This window comes from Pseudomonas sp. COW5 (assembly GCF_026240005.1).
Classification (GTDB): Bacteria; Pseudomonadota; Gammaproteobacteria; order Pseudomonadales; family Pseudomonadaceae; genus Aquipseudomonas; species Aquipseudomonas kribbensis.
On the sequence record NZ_JAPHVP010000001.1, the window covers coordinates 5,969,483 to 5,985,833 of the forward strand.

Sequence of the window (16,351 nt, forward strand, 5' to 3'; positions counted from 1 at the left end):
CCAGATTAGCCAAGCCCGCCGGATAACTGAATGCCGTCTCACGCACAACTTCTGTGCCCATCAGGAATAGATCAATGGACAAAATGAGCGCCCTGACCATGTTCGTCGCCACCGCCGAGCACGGTAATTTCAGCCGTGCCGCCGAGGTGCTCGGCAACACGCCGTCGGCCCTGACCAAAGCCGTGGCGCAACTGGAAGAAGAACTCGGCAGCCGCTTGTTCGACCGCACGACCCGGCGCATGGCGCTGACCGAGGCCGGGCGGATCTATCTGGAAGGCGCGCGTCAGGCACTGTTGCAACTGCAACTGGCCAGCGAAGGTGTCGAACAGCTCAAGCACGAATTGCGCGGCGAATTGCGCATCATCGCCCCGCCCTCCTTCGCCCCGGCCTTTCTCAATCAGGTGTGCTGCCGCTTTCTGAACGAGCACCCGCAGGTGAATCTGGAAGTGGATCTGAGCGACAACTACGACGACCCGGTGGATGGCAGCTACGACCTGGCGCTGCGTGACGGGCCGATCGATCTTCCGGGAGTCATCGCCCAGCCGCTGGTGGAAAACCGCGTGCAGCTCTGCGCCAGCCCGGCCTATCTGGCGCGCAAGGGCAGCGATGTGTCACTGGACAACTATCACCAGCACGACTGGCTGATCTTCCGTCATCCGCTGCTCAACCGGCATTTCTGGTGGGTCAAGCAAGGTGAACGACGACTGCGCATGACCCAGCCGACCCCGCGCATCGCCAGCGACAATTACGATTTCCTGCTGGCCTGCCTGCTCGACGGCCAGGGCCTGCAATTTCTCCCGCAGTGGAGCGCCGCGCCGTATCTCGCCCGGGGCGAACTGGTGGAATTGATGCCCGAATACTGGCGTGAACCCAGCGCTTTCGGCCCGTGGATCTACGTGCTGTACCAGGCCCATCGGCGCAATACGCGCAAGGTGAAGGTGTTCATCGATTTCCTGAAGGCGCACTGGCAAGCGGCGTAATCCGTTTGTGTCATGTCGCTGTCATTCACGGTTGCTAACGTCCTCGCGCCTCTTTGCCCCGACTGCCAAGGTGACCTTCCCGGTGTACTCAAGCCCGACGCGCCAGACCATCATTCTCAGATCCGCCGACATGTCCTGCGATGACTTCGGCGCTTTGTTTTCCCGCATGTTCGGCAATCGTTATGGCGATACACCGCCGCCGCCCAAGGACATCATCATCGGCGGCGTCTACGGACGGCACGACGGGGTCAGTTTCCGCCGCATGCATTACCGGGGTGATTTCACCGTGGCGTTCCCCGAGCCCTACGATGAAATCACCTTCGTGATCCCCACCGCCGGCAAGATCATTTTCAACGACTCGACCGAATCGCTCGGCATGCCGCACATCGGGCTGGCCATCGACAAGGCGGATCTGCGCTCGATGCGCTTCGTCGACAATCATGCCCAGCACGGCATGTCGATCAGCCGCGCAGCGCTCACCGAACGCCTGTCGTCGCTGCTGGGCCGACCGATCGTGCACAAGCTGCATTTCGAGCCGAGGGTGGATCTGAACAGCCCGGCGTTTCAGGGCATTCGCGCATTGATCGACCTGGCCACCGGCACCGAATTCGACCTGTTGCTGAACGCCGGCTCGCTGATGCCATCGCGCCTGCGGGAGATGCTGGTGGACGCGGTGCTGGAAGCCTGGCCGCACAATTTCAGCGAGGCCTTGCGCCGCCCCGAGGCACAGCTCGCCCCTCGACACGTGAAGCAAGCCATCGAATACATTCAGGCGCATCCCGAGCAACTGGTCAGCGGGACGGATCTGGCGGGACTGGTGAACGTCAGCCTCAGAGCCTTGCAGGAAGGCTTCCGGCGATTCGTCGGGACTTCGATTGTCGCGTACCAGCGCCAGGTCAGGCTGGAGCGTGCCTGCGAAGCACTGAAACGCGGCCCATCGTCATCGGTGACCGACGTGGCCCTGCAATACGGATTCAGCAACGTCGGCCGGTTCTGCCAGTATTTTCAGGACGCCTACGGCGTGAGCCCTGCAGAAATGCGAAAAGGACTGCGCTGAGGCAGTCCTTTTTCTTCACCTTTGGTTGATCAGAACTGATAACTGGCCTTGAGCCCGCCGCTGAAGCCGTGGCTGTCGCCTCCACCGCTGGCACCGACTTCGGCGCCCAGGCTAAGCGCACCGAGGTTGGCCATCAGGTTGACGCCGCCGCTGAACTGATCGCGGTTGTCGAACGCCGCGCGTTGTTCGATATCCAGCCCCAGCAGATGGCCTTCGCTGTCGACCTGATGTTCACCGAGCACACGCTCGTAACCGACCCGCACGCCCGGCACCAGTTGCCACGCGCCCATCGGCATCGGGGCGAACGAAACGTCGAGATTGGCCACGGCGCTGCGGCGGGTTTGCTGGAGGCCGTCGACGTCGAGGGCCAGTTCGCTGCCCTTCTCCTGGAAGCCCGACAGGTCGAGACGGCTGACGCGCACGCCGAGACTTGGCTCCAGAACCACATCGTTCATCGGCAGGCGATAACCCAGCGCCAGCGTGGCGCCGCTGAGGTTGCCGTGGGTGTCGCCCTTCGCCGAACCGAGGCCGCCGCCGAGGTCGCGCTTGCTGTCGTAATCGACGTAACCGGCGCTGAGATTGGCATCGGCAAACAGGCCACGTTCCAGACTGGTGAAGCCATAACGGGCACCCAGATTGAGGAAGGTGAAGTCGGTATCAGCCTCGCCGCCCGCCCCGCCGACGGTGCCTTTGCTGTAACCGATCCCGCCGCGCGCGCTGAGTTGCTCGGAGAAGCGCTGGGTAACGCCGACCATCAAGCCCTGACTGTGTTCATTGCTGCTTTGCGCATGGGCCGAACCGTCGGTGCCGAGGTAACCGGCGAGCGCGGTGCTCCACAAACGGTACTGGCCGACCTTGAGGTCGGTGCCGCTGGCGAAAGGTGCGGCGGCCTGTTCGATCATTGCGTTCTGACGCAGCAAGTAACTCGCCGCATCGGCGTGCACCTGTCCGCCGACGGTGGATTCAACGCCGCCCAGAGTGCCGGCGTCGATGGCCGATTGCAGGTAGTAGTTGTAGGCGCTGTAGGTGCCCGACAGCTTGCTGTTCTGCAATTCCTGCAACAGTTGCGCGCCGGCGGCGGCGTTGCCGATCAGCCCGGCCTGACCCGGCAGGCCGTTGTACTCGACCATTTTGCCGCGCAGCACGTAAATGGTTTCCTGGGACAGACCCAGACCCTGTTTGAGGTAGTTGTCCATGCTGCCGTATTGCGCGGTCACCTGATCCAGACCGGCTTGCAGGTAACTGGCCTCCACGCCCAACAGCGGCGCGTAGACCGCGGCCATGCTCGGCGGCATCATCGCCAGCGTCTTGGCCACGCGGGCGGCGGTGTAATCGTTGGTCGCCAGGTAGTTGCTCATGATCGTCGCATTGTCGACCCCGGCGATGCTCTGCAGCACGGCGGCGGTCCAGCCGGTGCGGTCCTTGCCGGCGGTGCAATGGAACAGCGCGGCGCCGTCGACGCCGGCCAGTTCGTTGAACAGCACGCCCAGTTGACCGCGCATGCCGGCGTCGCTGACAAAGGCGCGGTTGGTCTCCTGCATCATCGCAATCGCATCGGCCGCGCTCTTGAACGAAACCGTGGTGATGTTCGCCCCCGAGGTGGTGGCGCCGATGATGTCGATGTTCTGGTAGGTCGCCCCGCTGATCATGGTGTCCGGCGTGGCCGCGATTTCGCTGGGGGTGCGCAGGTCAAAAACCGCCTTGATCCCCAGACCGTTGAGGGTCGCCAGATCCGACGCCGTCGGCGTCAGCGCGTTGGAGCGGTAGAACACACCGGCGCGCATCGTGCCGTCATGGGTCGTCGAGTAGGCCGTGGTGATACCGGCGACATCGCGGAAGTTGTCGATGCCCTGCAGGCGCGGGGTATCAAGGTCGGCCGCGTGGGCGGCGGCAATGGACAGACTCAACACGGACAGCGAACACAGAAGACGTGGAAACACGATGCAGCCTCATTGGAAACCGGTTGGGCTGCCCACTATCTACAACGAAATGTGACTGAATATGGCAAAACTTCGAAAAGCGGAAATGGCGGCGCGATCTGTCCGGCGGGCGCGCTTTCTGTCCGTCAGGCAGGCTAAATCCCTGTCGAACTTTGACGTTTTTTTTGCAAGAGGCAGGGTAAAGTGCCCTCTCCGGCCATCCTGGAAGCAGTCAATGAACCTCCAAAGCCCTCAAGACGCCGACGATGAAATCCTCAATCAGGCGGCGCACTGGTGCCTGCGCCTGCAAGACGAAACCTGCACGCCTGACGAACGCCAGGCTTTCCAGCAATGGATTCAGAGCAGTCCGCGCCACGCCTTCGAGTACGCGAAGATGCTTGAGGTCTGGGAGTTGAGCGATCAATTGCCCGACGAGCACGACAAGTCGAAAAAACGCAAAGCCACGACGCTGCCATGCAGCTTCGAAGAGTTTCAACGCAACCTGGCGCAGCGCAACTAGTGCGCCGCGCCCGGGCCGCTCACTCCAGCGGCCTGCCTGCGGTCTCCCGCACCATCGCCAGCCCTGCCAGGGTCAGGCACAGACACGTCATCACATACAGCGCAGGCGCGTTGTTGTTACCGGTCAGACCGATCAGCCCGGTAGCAAAGAACTGGGCAAACCCGCCAAACACCGACACACCCAGGCAATAGATGATCGACAGTCCCGACGCGCGAATCTTGCGGGGGAACATCTCCGTCACCAGCACCAGCGTCGGCACGGTGATCAGCACCAGAAACAACGTGGTGACCATCGAAACACCCAACAACGTGCTCAGGGTCGGAAAGCGGTTCATCAACATGAACGCCGGATAGATCAGCAACAGCATCGGAATGCAGCCCAATGCGATGGTGCGGCGACGGCCGATGCGGTCGCTCAAACGACCGGCCCAGATCGACAGACTGATCTGCACCAGCGCGCCAAGGCACGCAGCCGTCGTACCCATGGTCATCGGCAGGTGCAGCACGCTGACGGTGTAGTTGGTCATGTAATCGAGCACGATGTAGCTGGACGCCGTGCTGCCGATCACCAGCAGCACGCCGGTCAGCAGGACTTTTCGATAGTCACGGAAAATCAGGCGCAGGCCGGAGGTGGCGCCATCGCCCGGTGGTTCCTGCTCGGCGGTTTCATCGAGGTGGCGACGGATATACAGCCCCACCGGAATCACCAGCATCCCCAGCACGAATGGCAATCGCCAGCCCCAGCTTTCGAGGGATTCGGCCGACAAGGTCGAACTCAACCCCAGCGCCACCAGCGCGCCGAACATGAAGCTCAAGCCCTGGCTGAACAACTGCCAGCTCCCGTAGAAACCTCGGTTTTTATCGTCGGCGTACTCCATCAGCATCGCCGTGGAGGCGCCCACTTCGCCGCCCATCGCAAACCCTTGAACCAGCCGCGCCAGCACAATCAGCACCGGTGCGGCGAGGCCGATCTGCGCGTAGGTGGGGGCGATGGCAAACAGCAGCGAACCGAGCGCCATCAGCCATAGCGTGAGCATCATCGCCGGTTTGCGCCCGACCCGGTCGGCGTAGGCACCCAACACGATCCCGCCGATCGGACGCATACCGAAGCCGACGCCGAATGTGGCCAGTGACAGCAGCAATTGCCCCAGCGTGCTCTCTACCGGGAAAAACTGTCGGCCAATGAGCGTGGCGAAAAAGCTGTAGACGGAAAAATCATAGAACTCTAGACCGGAGCCAATAGTGATCGCGGCAATCGCCCGCGCACCGATGGGTTTGCGCGTCGCGGGTGCAGTGGCAGCGGCACTGGTAATGACGGTGGACATGGGGCGAACTCCTGAAATTGTCGAAGCGGATCAGGCCAAAAAGGCTTCCACCAGTCGCACCCAGTAGCTGGCGCCGGTCGCCAGGCAGTCGTCGTTGAAGTCGTAACCGGGGTTATGCACCATGCAGCCGCCCTCCCCGTCGCCATTGCCGATCAGCAGATAACAGCCGGGGCAGCGTTGCAGCATGACCGCGAAATCTTCGCTGCCGGTCAGCGGTTTCATGTTCGGGATCAGCCCTTCCTCGCCCACCCAATCGAGCGCCACTTGCCGCGCAAAAGCAGTCTTGGCCTCATCGTTGAACAGCGCCGGGAAGCGTTGCGCCTCGTCCACATCCACCGTCGCCCGCGCCCCGAAACCGCCGGCCTGGGCCTGGGCGATGCGGGTGATGCGCTCGATCAGTTCGTCCCGCACCGAGGCCTTGAGTGCGCGCACGCTCAGTTGCAGTTCGGCGTGATCGGGAATCACGTTGGCGGCGATCCCGGCATGAAAAGCCCCCACCGTCACCACCGCCGTGTCCAGCGGATCGACAGTGCGCGAGACGATGCTCTGCAACGCCATGACGATTGCGGATCCCGCCAGCACCGGATCGACCGCCTTGTGCGGCATCGCGCCGTGACCGCCAACGCCATCGACACGGATCGTCACGGTGTCGGTGGAGGCCATGAACGGCCCTTCGAGGAAACCCAGCTTGCCCACCGGCAACCCCGGCATGTTGTGCATGGCGAACACCGCGTCGCACGGGAATAGTTCGAACAAGCCGTCATCGAGCATGCGTTGCGCGCCGCCGTCACCCTCTTCGGCGGGCTGGAAGATCACCACCAGCGAACCGTCGAAGTCGCGGCTTTCGGCCAGATAACGCGCCGCCGCCAGCAGCATCGCCGTGTGCCCGTCGTGCCCGCAGGCGTGCATCACGCCTTCGTGACGGCTGGAATACGGCAGCCCGGTCTGCTCGATGATCGGCAGCGCGTCCATGTCGGCGCGCAGGCCGATCATCTTGTCGCCGCTGCCCTGGCGCAGCAGGCCGACCACGCCGGTGCCACCCAGTCCGCGATGCACCTCATAGCCCCATTCGCTCAGCTTGCCCGCCACCAGATCGGCGGTGGCGAACTCTTCGAAGCTCAGTTCCGGGTAGGCGTGAATGTGTTGGCGCAGCGCGATCATTTCTTCTTCGAGCGCACGGATACCGGGCAGTGCAGGCAGATCGGTCATCAGCAGGTTCCTTGTTTTTATGGGGGCGTTTTCGGGTGTTCGACTGATACCCTGCGATCCTAATGACTTGCCGAATGCCGCGGCAGTCGCAAAAAACGGGGGCTGAAAACCGTGGGTTTACACCGCCACAACGGGAGAAAAGGATGAAGCTGCATCAACTGCGGGCGCTGGTGATGATTGCCGACTGCGGCAGCATTCGTGCGGCGGCGCGGCAACTGGGGGTTTCGCAGACCGCCGTGGCCAAGGCCCTGCGCGAACTGGAGGAACACCTGCAATTGCCGTTGCTGGTACGCAATGCCAGCGGCGTGGTGCTGACCGCTTACGGCCAGTCGCTGCTGCAGCATGCGCGGCAGATGCTGAGTCAGCTCGAGCGCGCGCAACTGGAGCTCACGCACCTGAGCGATCAGGCCCAGGGCCAGTTGCGCCTGGGCATCTCGCCGTGGATGGGCATGACCCTGCTGCCGGAAGTCGTCACCCTGTTCCGCCAGCGCATGCCGCAGGTGCGCCTGGAAATCTTCGAAGGCCTGATGGCCGTGGCCCTGCCAAAACTGCGCGACGGCACCATGGAGTTCGCGGTGGGCCTGGTCTCGTCGCTGCTGCCGCGCCCGGAGTTCGTCAGCGAACCGATCTTTTCCTACCGCATGGCAGTGGTCGCCCGGCACGATCATCCGCTGCGCAAGGCCAGTTCCATCCACCAACTGCTCGACCAGGACTGGGTGGTCAACTACCCCGACGCCAGCCACGAAGGCTTGATGACCGAGCTGTTCTGGCAACACGGGGCGCAGATCGACCTGCAACACATCCACCGCGCCCACTCGCCGCAACTGACCCTGTCGCTGATCGAGCAGACCGACATGCTCAGCTACTTTCCCGAACCGATGCTGACAGTGCCCGGCTACCGCGAACGCGTGGCCCGGCTCGATCTGGCCGAGACGTTCGCCAACGATGTCATCGGCATCGTCACCCCGCGCAACGCCCCGCTGGGCGCGGCGGCGCAGTGTTTTGTCGATTGCCTGCTGCAAGTGATTCGCCGCCGTGCACGCTCGGCGAGGCCGGAGGATGTCGAGTTGTTCGATACTTTGGGGTTGTTGATCTGAGGCTGTTCAAGGTTAAGATTCGGCCCGGTTCGGCTAACAGTTTAAGGATGACCCCGGCATGTCCCCTCTCGACACCTCCCTGCAAGATACCGCCGCCCCCGACGGCATCTGCTTCGGCTGCGGCAGCAGCAATCCGCACGGTTTGCACATCAAGAGTTTCTGGCACGAAGACGGCGTACACGTCATGGCCGAGCATGTGCCCGAAGCCAAATACTGCGGCTGGCCGGAGCTGGTCTACGGCGGGTTGATCGCGATGCTGGTGGACTGCCATTCCAACTGGACGGCGATGGCTTACCACTACCGCACCGAAGGGCGTGAAGCCGAAAGCCTGCCACGGATCAACTGCGTCACCGGCAACCTCGGCATCAAGTTCATCAAGCCGACGCCCATGGGCGTGCCGCTGACGTTGAAGGCGAAAGTCGAGGGTGAAGTCGGGCGCAAGAGCCGGGTGATCTGCGAGGTGTATGCGGGGGATGTGCTGACGGCGGTGGGTGATTCGGTGTTTGTGCGGGTGGATACCGAGCAGTTGGCGGCCGCCGCTCATGGGCGGAATGAAGACCAATGAGTACCAAAGCAATAAACATGGCACTGATTGTCCTCATCAGCCTGATGGGGGTTGGCACCCTGAATTGGCTGATGAACGAATCCTGGCTGATCGCCACGCAAGCAAGCGGCGAAGATGCGTTCTTGTATCTGATAATCGAGATTTTGCAGGCGGTGGCCATCCACTCGGTGGCAGTGGCATTCATCCCGCTGCTGTTGGCGTTCTTTAGAAAGACACTCGTCAGTTATGTTGTGTTGATACTGATGTTGTCGCTCTACATGCTGCTTATCACCGGCATCAACGCGGTCGGCCTGGCCATCGCCGGACTCATGATCGCAGCAGTGGCTTATGCGATATTCACAAAATCGGTCAACCTGATCCGGTACTTTCGAGCGAAGTGATCCGATCCAACGATTGCCAGGAGCCCCGGCCATGTCCGATCGCAAAATCATCATTCCCGAATCCATGAAACCCATCGTCGAACGCGCCGGTTATGCCCCGGCGGTTCTGGTCGGCGACACGCTTTACTGCGCCGGTCAGGTGGGCAGGACGGCAGATTTGAAAGTCATCGAAGACCCCGAGCAGCAATTCATCCGTGCCTGGGAAAACCTCGACGAAGTGTTGAAGGCCGGCGGTTGCACCTTCGAAGACGTGGTGGAGATGACCACTTATCACGTCGACATGAGCCAGCACATGCCGGTGTTTCGCGAAGTGAAGAACCGCGTGTTCCCCAAAGGCTTCTGCGTCTGGACCTGCATCGGCGTCAGCGAGCTGGCCCATCCGGGGCTGCTGGTGGAAATCAAATGTGTGGCCGTGCGCAGGCGGGCTATACCTGTGTAGTGTTTTTCACTATCACCGCGAGGCGTTGAACCATGGACTTGACCCTCTACTACCATCCGTTGTCGTCCTACTGCCACAAAGCCCTGATTGCCCTGTACGACCACGGTGTCGCCTTCGAAAAACGCCTGATCGATCTTTCCAGCGAAGCCGAACGGGCCGAGTTGCGGGCGCTGTGGCCATTGGTCAAATTTCCGGTGCTGCAGGATCGTGCCCGTCAGCGCAACGTGCCGGAGTCGAGCGTGATCATTGAATACGTGGACCGCTATCACGCCGGGGCTGGCCGCCTGATCCCCGACGATTGGGACACAGCGCTGCAGGTTCGCCTCTGGGACCGGTTTTTCGACAACTACGTGATGACGCCGATGTCGCAGATCGTCGCCGACCGCATCCACAGCAGAAACGCCGACCTGAGCAGCCAGCGCACCTTGCTGAACACCGCCTACGACATGCTGGAAAATCAGTTGGCGACCCACACGTGGATCGCCAGCCCGGACTACAGCATGGCCGATTGCTCGGCCAGCCCGGCGCTGTTTTACGCCAGCACGCTGGTGCCATTTGGCGCTGACCGCCCTCGCCTCAGTGCTTATTTCGAGCGACTGGTGCAGCGTCCGTCTTTCAGCCAGGTGATCGACGAAGCCAGACCCTGGTTTGACTTCTATCCCTTTGCCGAAGCGCTTCCCCAACGGTTTCGCTGAGGAACGGCCTTACGCCGGCTGGTGACTGGTCACGCAGTGAATCCCGCCACCACCAGCGGCGATGGCGTCGATGTTGATCTGCACCACGTCGCGGTTCGGGTAGAGCTGTTTCAGCAGGTCGAAGGCCTTCTTGTCGGCGTCCCTGTCGCCAAACTCCGGGGCGATGACCGCGCCGTTGATGACGAAGTAGTTGATGTAACCGGCCGCGAAGTCGTCGTTGTTCTTGTTGAACTTGGTCTTGCGCGGTTTCAGCGGTGGCGACACGGTGTGGATCTGCAACGGACGACCGTCGGCATCGGTGGCCTTCTTCAGGATTTCCAGATGCGCCAGCGTGACCTTGTGATCGTAGGATTGCGGGTCGGTGTCGAGGTTGGCGATCACTACGCCGGGCTTGACGAAGCGCGCGTAGAAATCGACGTGGGCATCGGTGATGTCTTTGCCCTTGATGCCCGGCAGCCAGATGATTTTGCGCAGGCCCAGACGCGCCTTCAGTTCCGCCTCGACGTCGGCCTTGCTCCAGCCGGGGTTGCGGTTGGCGTTGACCCAGCAGCTTTCGGTCATGATCCCGGTGCCGTGGCCATCGACTTCGATGCCGCCGCCCTCGCCCACCAGTTCGCTGCGGATGTAGGTCGCTTGCGCGTCTTGCGCCACACGCTGGGCGATTTTCGCGTCTTTGGAGTGCTGCTGCTTGTTGCCCCAGCCACTGAAGTTGAAGTCCACCGCGCCGAGACCACTTTTGTCATCGATGACGAAGTTGGCGCTGATGTCGCGCATCCAGATGTCGTCGAGATTGGCGATCTGGTAGGTGATGTTGGACGTGCCGCAAATCTCTTCGGCCAGGCTGCGTTCGCTGCTACGGCAGTAGATGGTCAGCGGTTCGTAACGGGAGATGGCGCGGGCGATGCGGCCCAGGGCTTCCTGGACGTCTTCGGTGAAATCTTCCCAGATCGCGTCCTGCGCGCCGAAGGCCATGTAGGCACGTTCGTGTTTGTCGCCCTCGTCGGGCATGAACCAGCGACCTTCGCTGGCCGCCAGCACCCGCGCCGGGGACAGGCCGAGGCCCATGACGGCAGCGCCTACGCCGGCGGCGACTGAAACCTGTTTGATGAACTCGCGACGAGTGGGCATGTGTACGTTCCTGATGTGTAAGGGGGCCGCCGAAGCGGCCCGGAAAAATCACTTTGCAGTGGCGGTTTTGAACTTGGTCCAGGTGCGCATGCGGGCGCGCATGTCGGCCTGGGGAATATCCTTGCCCGGTATCAGACGAGCATAGGTCGCTTCGTCGAGGTAGATGTCCGGGTTGTTACGCATGGCCTCATCCACGTTTGGCCGGGCCTTGCCGTTGGAGGTCGGGTAACCGGTGAAATTGCTGATCGCGGCCATGTTCTCCGGACGCATCACGAAGTTGATGAAGGCGTAGGCGTATTCCGGATGCTTGGCATCCACCGGAATGGCCATGGTGTCCATCCACACCGTGGTGCCTTCGCGGGGCACGCGGTACTGGAAGCGGGTCTTCTTGCCGGCGCTGTCCGAGGTGCGCTGGGCCTGGGTCATGTCGCCGCTGTAGCCGAGGGACAGGCACAGGTTGCCGTTGACCAGATCGGTCACCGGCTGCGACTGGAACTTGCGGATGTGCGGCCGTAGCTTCATCAGCAGATCACTGGCCGCTGCCAGATCCGCAGGCTTGGCGCTGCGCGGGTCGCGGCCCAGGTAATTGAGCACCACGGCCAGCACTTCGTCCGGTGAGTCGATCATCGAAATCCCGCAATCGGCGAACTTCGCCGCCAGTTCCGGTTTGAACAGCATGTCGAGGCTGTTGACCGGCGCATCGGCCATGCGCTGCTTGATCTGCTCGGCGTTGTAGGTCAGGCCGATGGTGCCCCAGGTATAAGGCACCGTGGCCTTGTTCGAATGCTCGTAATGGCTGCGTAGTTTCTGCAGGCCCGGTTCGATGTCGTTCATCGCCGTGACTTTCGAAGGATCCAGCGGCAACAGGCTGCCGGCGCGCATCAGACGTTCGGCCACGGTGTCGCCGGGGAAGATCAGGTCGTAGCCGCTGCCGCCGGAGAGCATCTTGGCTTCCAGGGTTTCGCTGCCGTCCATCACGTCATAGATCACCTTGATCCCGGTTTCGGCGGTGAATTTGCTCAGGGTGTCTTCGGCGAAATAATCCGCCCAGTTGTACAACCGCAGCGTCTTGTCTTCGGCGTGCACGGCCGGCATCAAACCGGCCAGCGCCAGACCCAGAGCGCCCAGCAACCACTTGTGTGAGGTATGCATATCAGACTCCTTGAGGATTCCAGCGGGCGTGAAGGTGACGGCCGTCCTGGCTCAACAACGCGCCGTACATTTCCGGGCGACGGTCGCGGTAGATGCCCCAGCTCAAGCGCTCTTCGCGCATGGCCGACAGATCCAGGCTCTGCACCAGCACCCCGGTGCTGGCGCGGTCGGCTTCGGCGAGCATTTTTCCCTTGTGGTTGCAGATGAACGACGAGCCGTAGAAATTCATTTGCAGCGCCGCATCGGTGCCCGCCACTTCGCGGCCGACCCGGTTGGAGGCGATCACCGGCAACAGGTTCGCAGCCGCGTGGCCACGCATGGTCATCTGCCAGTGGTCGCGCGAATCCAGATCCGCGCAGCCCGGCTCAGAGCCGATGGCGGTCGGATACAGCAGCACCTCAGCACCCATCAACGCCAGACAGCGGGCGGTTTCGGGGAACCACTGGTCCCAGCAGATGCCCACGCCGAGGCGGCCGAACGCGGTGTCCCAGACTTTGAATCCGGTGTCGCCGGGGCTGAAATATTCCTTCTCCTGATAGCCAATGGCGTTGGGGATGTGGGTCTTGCGGTACACGCCCAACAGGCGCCCGTCGGCATCCGCCACGCTCAGGGAATTGAAGTAGGCATTGCCGGCCTTCTCGTACCAGCTCAGCGGCAGCACCACGCCAAGTTCCCGGGCCAACGCGGCGAAGCGCGACAGCACCTGACTGTCGCGATACTCCTCGGCCAGCGCCATATGGTGGTGGCTCTGCTCGATGCAGAAATACGGCGTGGCGAACAGCTCCTGCAACAGAATCACTTGCGCACCCTGCGCCGCTGCGTCACGCACCAGTTGCTCGGCGCGGTCGAGGTTGCTTTTCAGATCCCAGTTGCACGGCATCTGGGTGGTGGCGACTTTGAGCATCGTCATCGATCAACCCTCCACTGGCCAGGCTGGCTGCTGTTGGGTGATGCAATGCACACCGCCGCCGCCATGGGCCAGGTGATTGATCTGCACCGGCACCACTTCACGGCCCGGGAACGCCTTGGCCAGGGTTTCTGCCGCGACATGGTCGGCCTCGATGCCGTACGCCGGCATGATGATCGCGCCGTTGGCGATGTAGAAATTGGTGTACGAGGCGCAGAACACTTCAGCTTCGGTGTCCACGGCATCGGTGGCTTCATACAGCTCGATCAGCTCGAATTTGCGGCCCTGAGCGTCGGTGGCCAGTTCCAGTGCACGGCGGTTTTCCCGCACCACTTCGGCGTACACCGAGCTGCGATCGTGAGTTGCATCCACCAGCAACACGCCGGGACGGGCGAAGGCGCAGACGCCATCGACGTGGCCGTCGGTCATGTCACCGGTGACGTAATCCGGATCGCCCGGCAGCCAGATGGTTTTCTTCACGCCGAGCAGGCGACTGAAGATTTCTTCCATCTCGGCCTTGCTCACACCGGGGTTGCGGTTCGGGTTGAGCAGCACCGATTCGGTGGTAATCAGGGTGCCCTCGCCGTCCACGTGGATTGCGCCGCCCTCGTTGCTCAGCGCCGTGCCAAAGCACTCGCCGCCCAAATGATTGAGCACGCGACGGGCCAGGCTTTCGTCCAGATCATGGGCCGACTTGCCGCCCCAAGCGTTGAAGCGCCAGCTCACCCCGGCCAGACCTTGCTCCGGGTGAACCACGAAGCTCGGGCCGGAGTCGCGGCACCAGCTGTCGTTGACCGCCAGCGGAATCAGTTCGATGTTCGGCCCGCACAGGGCTTTGGCACTGGCGATGGCCGACGGATCGACGACCATTTTCACCGGTTCGAACCGGGCGATGGCATTGGCGACGCGGGCGAAATCTTCCTGCACCAACGGCAAGGTCACGCGCCAGCCCGACTCCCACAGGGCTTTGTTGTGTGGCCAGACCATCCAGGTCGCGGCGTGCGTTACCCACTCTGCCGGCAGAGTCCAACCGCTGTTGTTGTTTTTGTTCTGCTGCATGGTAAAAAGCCCTTTGAGTTAAGCCATTGTGTTCAATGAAAACAGCCTTGGCGGCGTTGACGTGCATGCTAATGGCGGCCTGACGGGCAAACAAACGATGGATTTAGCGGAAAACTGATTAGAGGAACTTATCGATCATGCTGAAACACTGGCCACCCCTCAGCTCGTTGCGCGGCTTCGAAGCCGCTGCAAGACTGGGCAGTTTTCACAAGGCCGCCGAGGAACTGAGCCTCACGCAATCGGCCATCAGCCAGCAGATCCGCAGCCTTGAGGCGTACCTGGAGCAGCCGCTGTTTTTCCGCAGCGGCCGCAGCGTGGCGCTGACTGACGCGGGCCATGACCTGCTCAGCACCACTCAGGCGATGTTGCAGCAACTGTCGGTGGGCATCCGGCGGCTGGGGCAATACCAAAAGCCCAATCAACTGGTGCTCAACACCACGCCGGCGTTTGCCCGGCACTGGTTGCTGCCGCGTCTGGGGGATTTCCGCCGTCAGCATCCGAATGTCGATCTGTGGATTTTCAGCACCGATGAAGTGCCGGACATGGCCACCCAGACCATCGATCTGGCGGTGCGCGACGACATCAGCTCCCAGGTCGAATGCAGCTTCAAGGTGCTGCATGCCGACCGCCTGTATCCGGCGTGTCACCCGAGCCTGCTGAGCGTGCCGGGCGCGCAGCGGACAACGCTGCACGGCGAGCGGGAAATGGACTGGAGTCATTGGGCGGTGGAATCGGGAATCGATGTCGGCCAGCAGGATCAAGGCCTGAACTTCTCCGATCCCGGCCTGTTGCTGGACGCCGCGTGCAGCGGGCTCGGCATCGCGCTGGTCAGCCAGTTGCTCAGCCGCAAGGCCCGGGCCGACGGGCTGTTGCAGCCCTTGGTGGACGACACCATTCGCGGCCCGAACTGGGCGCTGCTGACCCACCGCGACAGCGAAAGCGATCCGATGGCCCGCAGTTTTACCGAGTGGTTGCTGGCGAACCTGGGCGATCCATGACCGGGGCGTGGCGGGCCATCACCTCGGCGATCCAGTCGATAAACACCCGCAGTTTGCGGCTGATGTGACGGTTGGGCGGGTACGCGACGTAGAGCGGCATCGGATCCAGGCGCCAGTCTTCGAACAGCGGCACCAGATCACCGCTGGCCTCGTGTGCTTTGGACATGTACTTGGGCAACCACAACACGCCCAGCCCCGCGAGACCCGCCGACAGGTAAGCATTGCCGTCATCCACCGCCAGCACGTGGCGGCCCTTGATCTGCAAGTCTTCGTGTTCGTTGTGCAAGGCGTAAGGCACCGGTTTGCCGGTGCGCGCCCAGAGGAAACCGACCACCCGGTGATGGCTGTCCTCCAAGTCCCGGGGATGCGCCGGGATGCCGGCCCGGGCCAGATAACCCGGCGCGGCATATACGCCCAGTTGCAGATCCGCCACCTTCCGGGCCATCAGCGACTGATCCCGCAGCTCGCCCCCACGCACCACGCAGTCGACGTTTTCATCAATGATGTCGACGATCCGGTCGCTGACGCCCATGTCGATCTGGATTTCCGGGTAACGCGCGCAGAACTCGGGCAGCGCCGGCACCAGAATCAGGTTGGCCAGGGGGCTCGGCACATCGACCCGCAAGCGCCCCTTGGGCTGGGCCGCCGCGCCGGGAAGGCTGGTCTCGGCATCGTCCATGTCCGCCAGCAACCTGATCACCCGCTCGTAGTAGGCCGCACCGTCCGCCGTGGCGTTGACCTTGCGCGTGGTGCGGTTGAGCAACTTGACCCGCAGGCGCGCCTCCAGTTGCTGCACCAGATGGGTCACGGTGGTCTTGCTCATGTGCAGGGTCTCGGCGGCCTTGGTGAAACTGCCCGCCTCCACCACCCGGGCGAAGGCCTGCATCGCGTCAAAACGGTCCATATCCAACCTCTAATGGCG

The 16,351-nt window shown here is 62.4% G+C and carries 17 protein-coding genes; 9 read left to right on the forward strand and 8 right to left on the reverse strand.

Annotated features, from left to right (window positions below; genetic code table 11):
- Positions 1–74 precede the first annotated feature (74 nt).
- Positions 75–980, forward strand: coding sequence for a LysR family transcriptional regulator (locus OQ248_RS27220; protein ID WP_096821669.1), 906 nt, complete (start codon positions 75–77; stop codon positions 978–980).
- A gap of 82 nt (positions 981–1,062) precedes the next feature.
- The gene (locus OQ248_RS27225) at positions 1,063–2,037 is read left to right on the forward strand and encodes an AraC family transcriptional regulator (RefSeq protein ID WP_265814749.1); all 975 of its coding nucleotides are present in this window, start codon (positions 1,063–1,065) and stop codon (positions 2,035–2,037) included.
- 29 nt (positions 2,038–2,066) lie between these two features.
- Here the strand turns inward: OQ248_RS27225 and OQ248_RS27230 are convergent, their stop codons facing one another.
- Positions 2,067–3,977 carry a tyrosine-protein phosphatase gene (locus OQ248_RS27230; RefSeq protein WP_265814750.1) on the reverse strand — a complete coding sequence of 637 codons (1,911 nt, stop codon included), beginning with the start codon at positions 3,975–3,977 and terminating at the stop codon, positions 2,067–2,069.
- 214 nt (positions 3,978–4,191) lie between these two features.
- Between OQ248_RS27230 and OQ248_RS27235 the strand changes: the two genes are divergently transcribed.
- Complete coding sequence (locus OQ248_RS27235; protein ID WP_085708409.1) at positions 4,192–4,476, forward strand: DUF4880 domain-containing protein; 285 nt, start codon at positions 4,192–4,194, stop codon at positions 4,474–4,476.
- A gap of 19 nt (positions 4,477–4,495) precedes the next feature.
- Here OQ248_RS27235 and OQ248_RS27240 read toward each other — a convergent pair whose 3' ends face one another.
- Positions 4,496–5,800: an MFS transporter gene (locus tag OQ248_RS27240; protein WP_265814751.1), complete on the reverse strand. Its 1,305-nt coding sequence runs from the start codon at positions 5,798–5,800 to the stop codon at positions 4,496–4,498.
- Positions 5,801–5,830: 30 nt separating this feature from the next.
- Positions 5,831–7,009 (reverse strand): M20 aminoacylase family protein, encoded by a 1,179-nt coding sequence (locus OQ248_RS27245; RefSeq protein ID WP_265814752.1) that lies wholly within the window; start codon positions 7,007–7,009, stop codon positions 5,831–5,833.
- A gap of 143 nt (positions 7,010–7,152) precedes the next feature.
- Here OQ248_RS27245 and OQ248_RS27250 point away from each other — a divergent pair, with 143 nt between their 5' ends.
- From OQ248_RS27250 to OQ248_RS27270, 5 genes are read left to right on the forward strand one after another with little or no spacing between them, the layout of a single operon-like run.
- Positions 7,153–8,106 carry a LysR substrate-binding domain-containing protein gene (locus tag OQ248_RS27250; RefSeq protein WP_114882477.1) on the forward strand — a complete coding sequence of 318 codons (954 nt, stop codon included), beginning with the start codon at positions 7,153–7,155 and terminating at the stop codon, positions 8,104–8,106.
- A gap of 58 nt (positions 8,107–8,164) precedes the next feature.
- Positions 8,165–8,671: a PaaI family thioesterase gene (locus OQ248_RS27255; RefSeq protein WP_265814753.1), complete on the forward strand. Its 507-nt coding sequence runs from the start codon at positions 8,165–8,167 to the stop codon at positions 8,669–8,671.
- Positions 8,668–9,051 (forward strand): hypothetical protein, encoded by a 384-nt coding sequence (locus OQ248_RS27260; RefSeq protein ID WP_265814754.1) that lies wholly within the window; start codon positions 8,668–8,670, stop codon positions 9,049–9,051. Before OQ248_RS27255 ends, OQ248_RS27260 begins: the two co-directional genes overlap by 4 nt.
- A 31-nt stretch (positions 9,052–9,082) precedes the next feature.
- A complete protein-coding gene (locus OQ248_RS27265) occupies positions 9,083–9,490 on the forward strand; it encodes a RidA family protein (RefSeq protein WP_265814755.1) in 408 nt (135 codons plus the stop codon).
- Positions 9,491–9,522: 32 nt separating this feature from the next.
- Positions 9,523–10,185 carry a glutathione S-transferase family protein gene (locus OQ248_RS27270; protein WP_265814756.1) on the forward strand — a complete coding sequence of 221 codons (663 nt, stop codon included), beginning with the start codon at positions 9,523–9,525 and terminating at the stop codon, positions 10,183–10,185.
- A 9-nt stretch (positions 10,186–10,194) separates the two neighbouring features.
- Here OQ248_RS27270 and OQ248_RS27275 read toward each other — a convergent pair whose 3' ends face one another.
- The 4 genes from OQ248_RS27275 to OQ248_RS27290 are packed head-to-tail and all read right to left on the reverse strand — an operon-like array spanning position 10,195 to position 14,431.
- Positions 10,195–11,313: an agmatine deiminase family protein gene (locus tag OQ248_RS27275; RefSeq protein WP_265814757.1), complete on the reverse strand. Its 1,119-nt coding sequence runs from the start codon at positions 11,311–11,313 to the stop codon at positions 10,195–10,197.
- Between the two features lie 48 nt (positions 11,314–11,361).
- On the reverse strand, positions 11,362–12,465 hold the full coding sequence (locus OQ248_RS27280) for an extracellular solute-binding protein (RefSeq protein WP_265814758.1): 1,104 nt from the start codon (positions 12,463–12,465) through the stop codon (positions 11,362–11,364).
- A 1-nt stretch (position 12,466) separates the two neighbouring features.
- Positions 12,467–13,375, reverse strand: coding sequence for an N-carbamoylputrescine amidase (aguB, locus tag OQ248_RS27285; RefSeq protein WP_265814759.1), 909 nt, complete (start codon positions 13,373–13,375; stop codon positions 12,467–12,469).
- Positions 13,376–13,378: 3 nt separating this feature from the next.
- Positions 13,379–14,431 (reverse strand): agmatine deiminase family protein, encoded by a 1,053-nt coding sequence (locus OQ248_RS27290; protein ID WP_265814760.1) that lies wholly within the window; start codon positions 14,429–14,431, stop codon positions 13,379–13,381.
- 137 nt (positions 14,432–14,568) lie between these two features.
- Between OQ248_RS27290 and OQ248_RS27295 the strand changes: the two genes are divergently transcribed.
- Positions 14,569–15,429: a LysR substrate-binding domain-containing protein gene (locus tag OQ248_RS27295; RefSeq protein ID WP_265814761.1), complete on the forward strand. Its 861-nt coding sequence runs from the start codon at positions 14,569–14,571 to the stop codon at positions 15,427–15,429.
- Here the strand turns inward: OQ248_RS27295 and OQ248_RS27300 are convergent.
- A complete protein-coding gene (locus tag OQ248_RS27300) occupies positions 15,392–16,333 on the reverse strand; it encodes a LysR family transcriptional regulator (RefSeq protein WP_119429111.1) in 942 nt (313 codons plus the stop codon). The two genes, OQ248_RS27295 and OQ248_RS27300, sit on opposite strands and share 38 nt — an antisense overlap.
- Between the last annotated feature and the right edge of the window lie 18 nt (positions 16,334–16,351).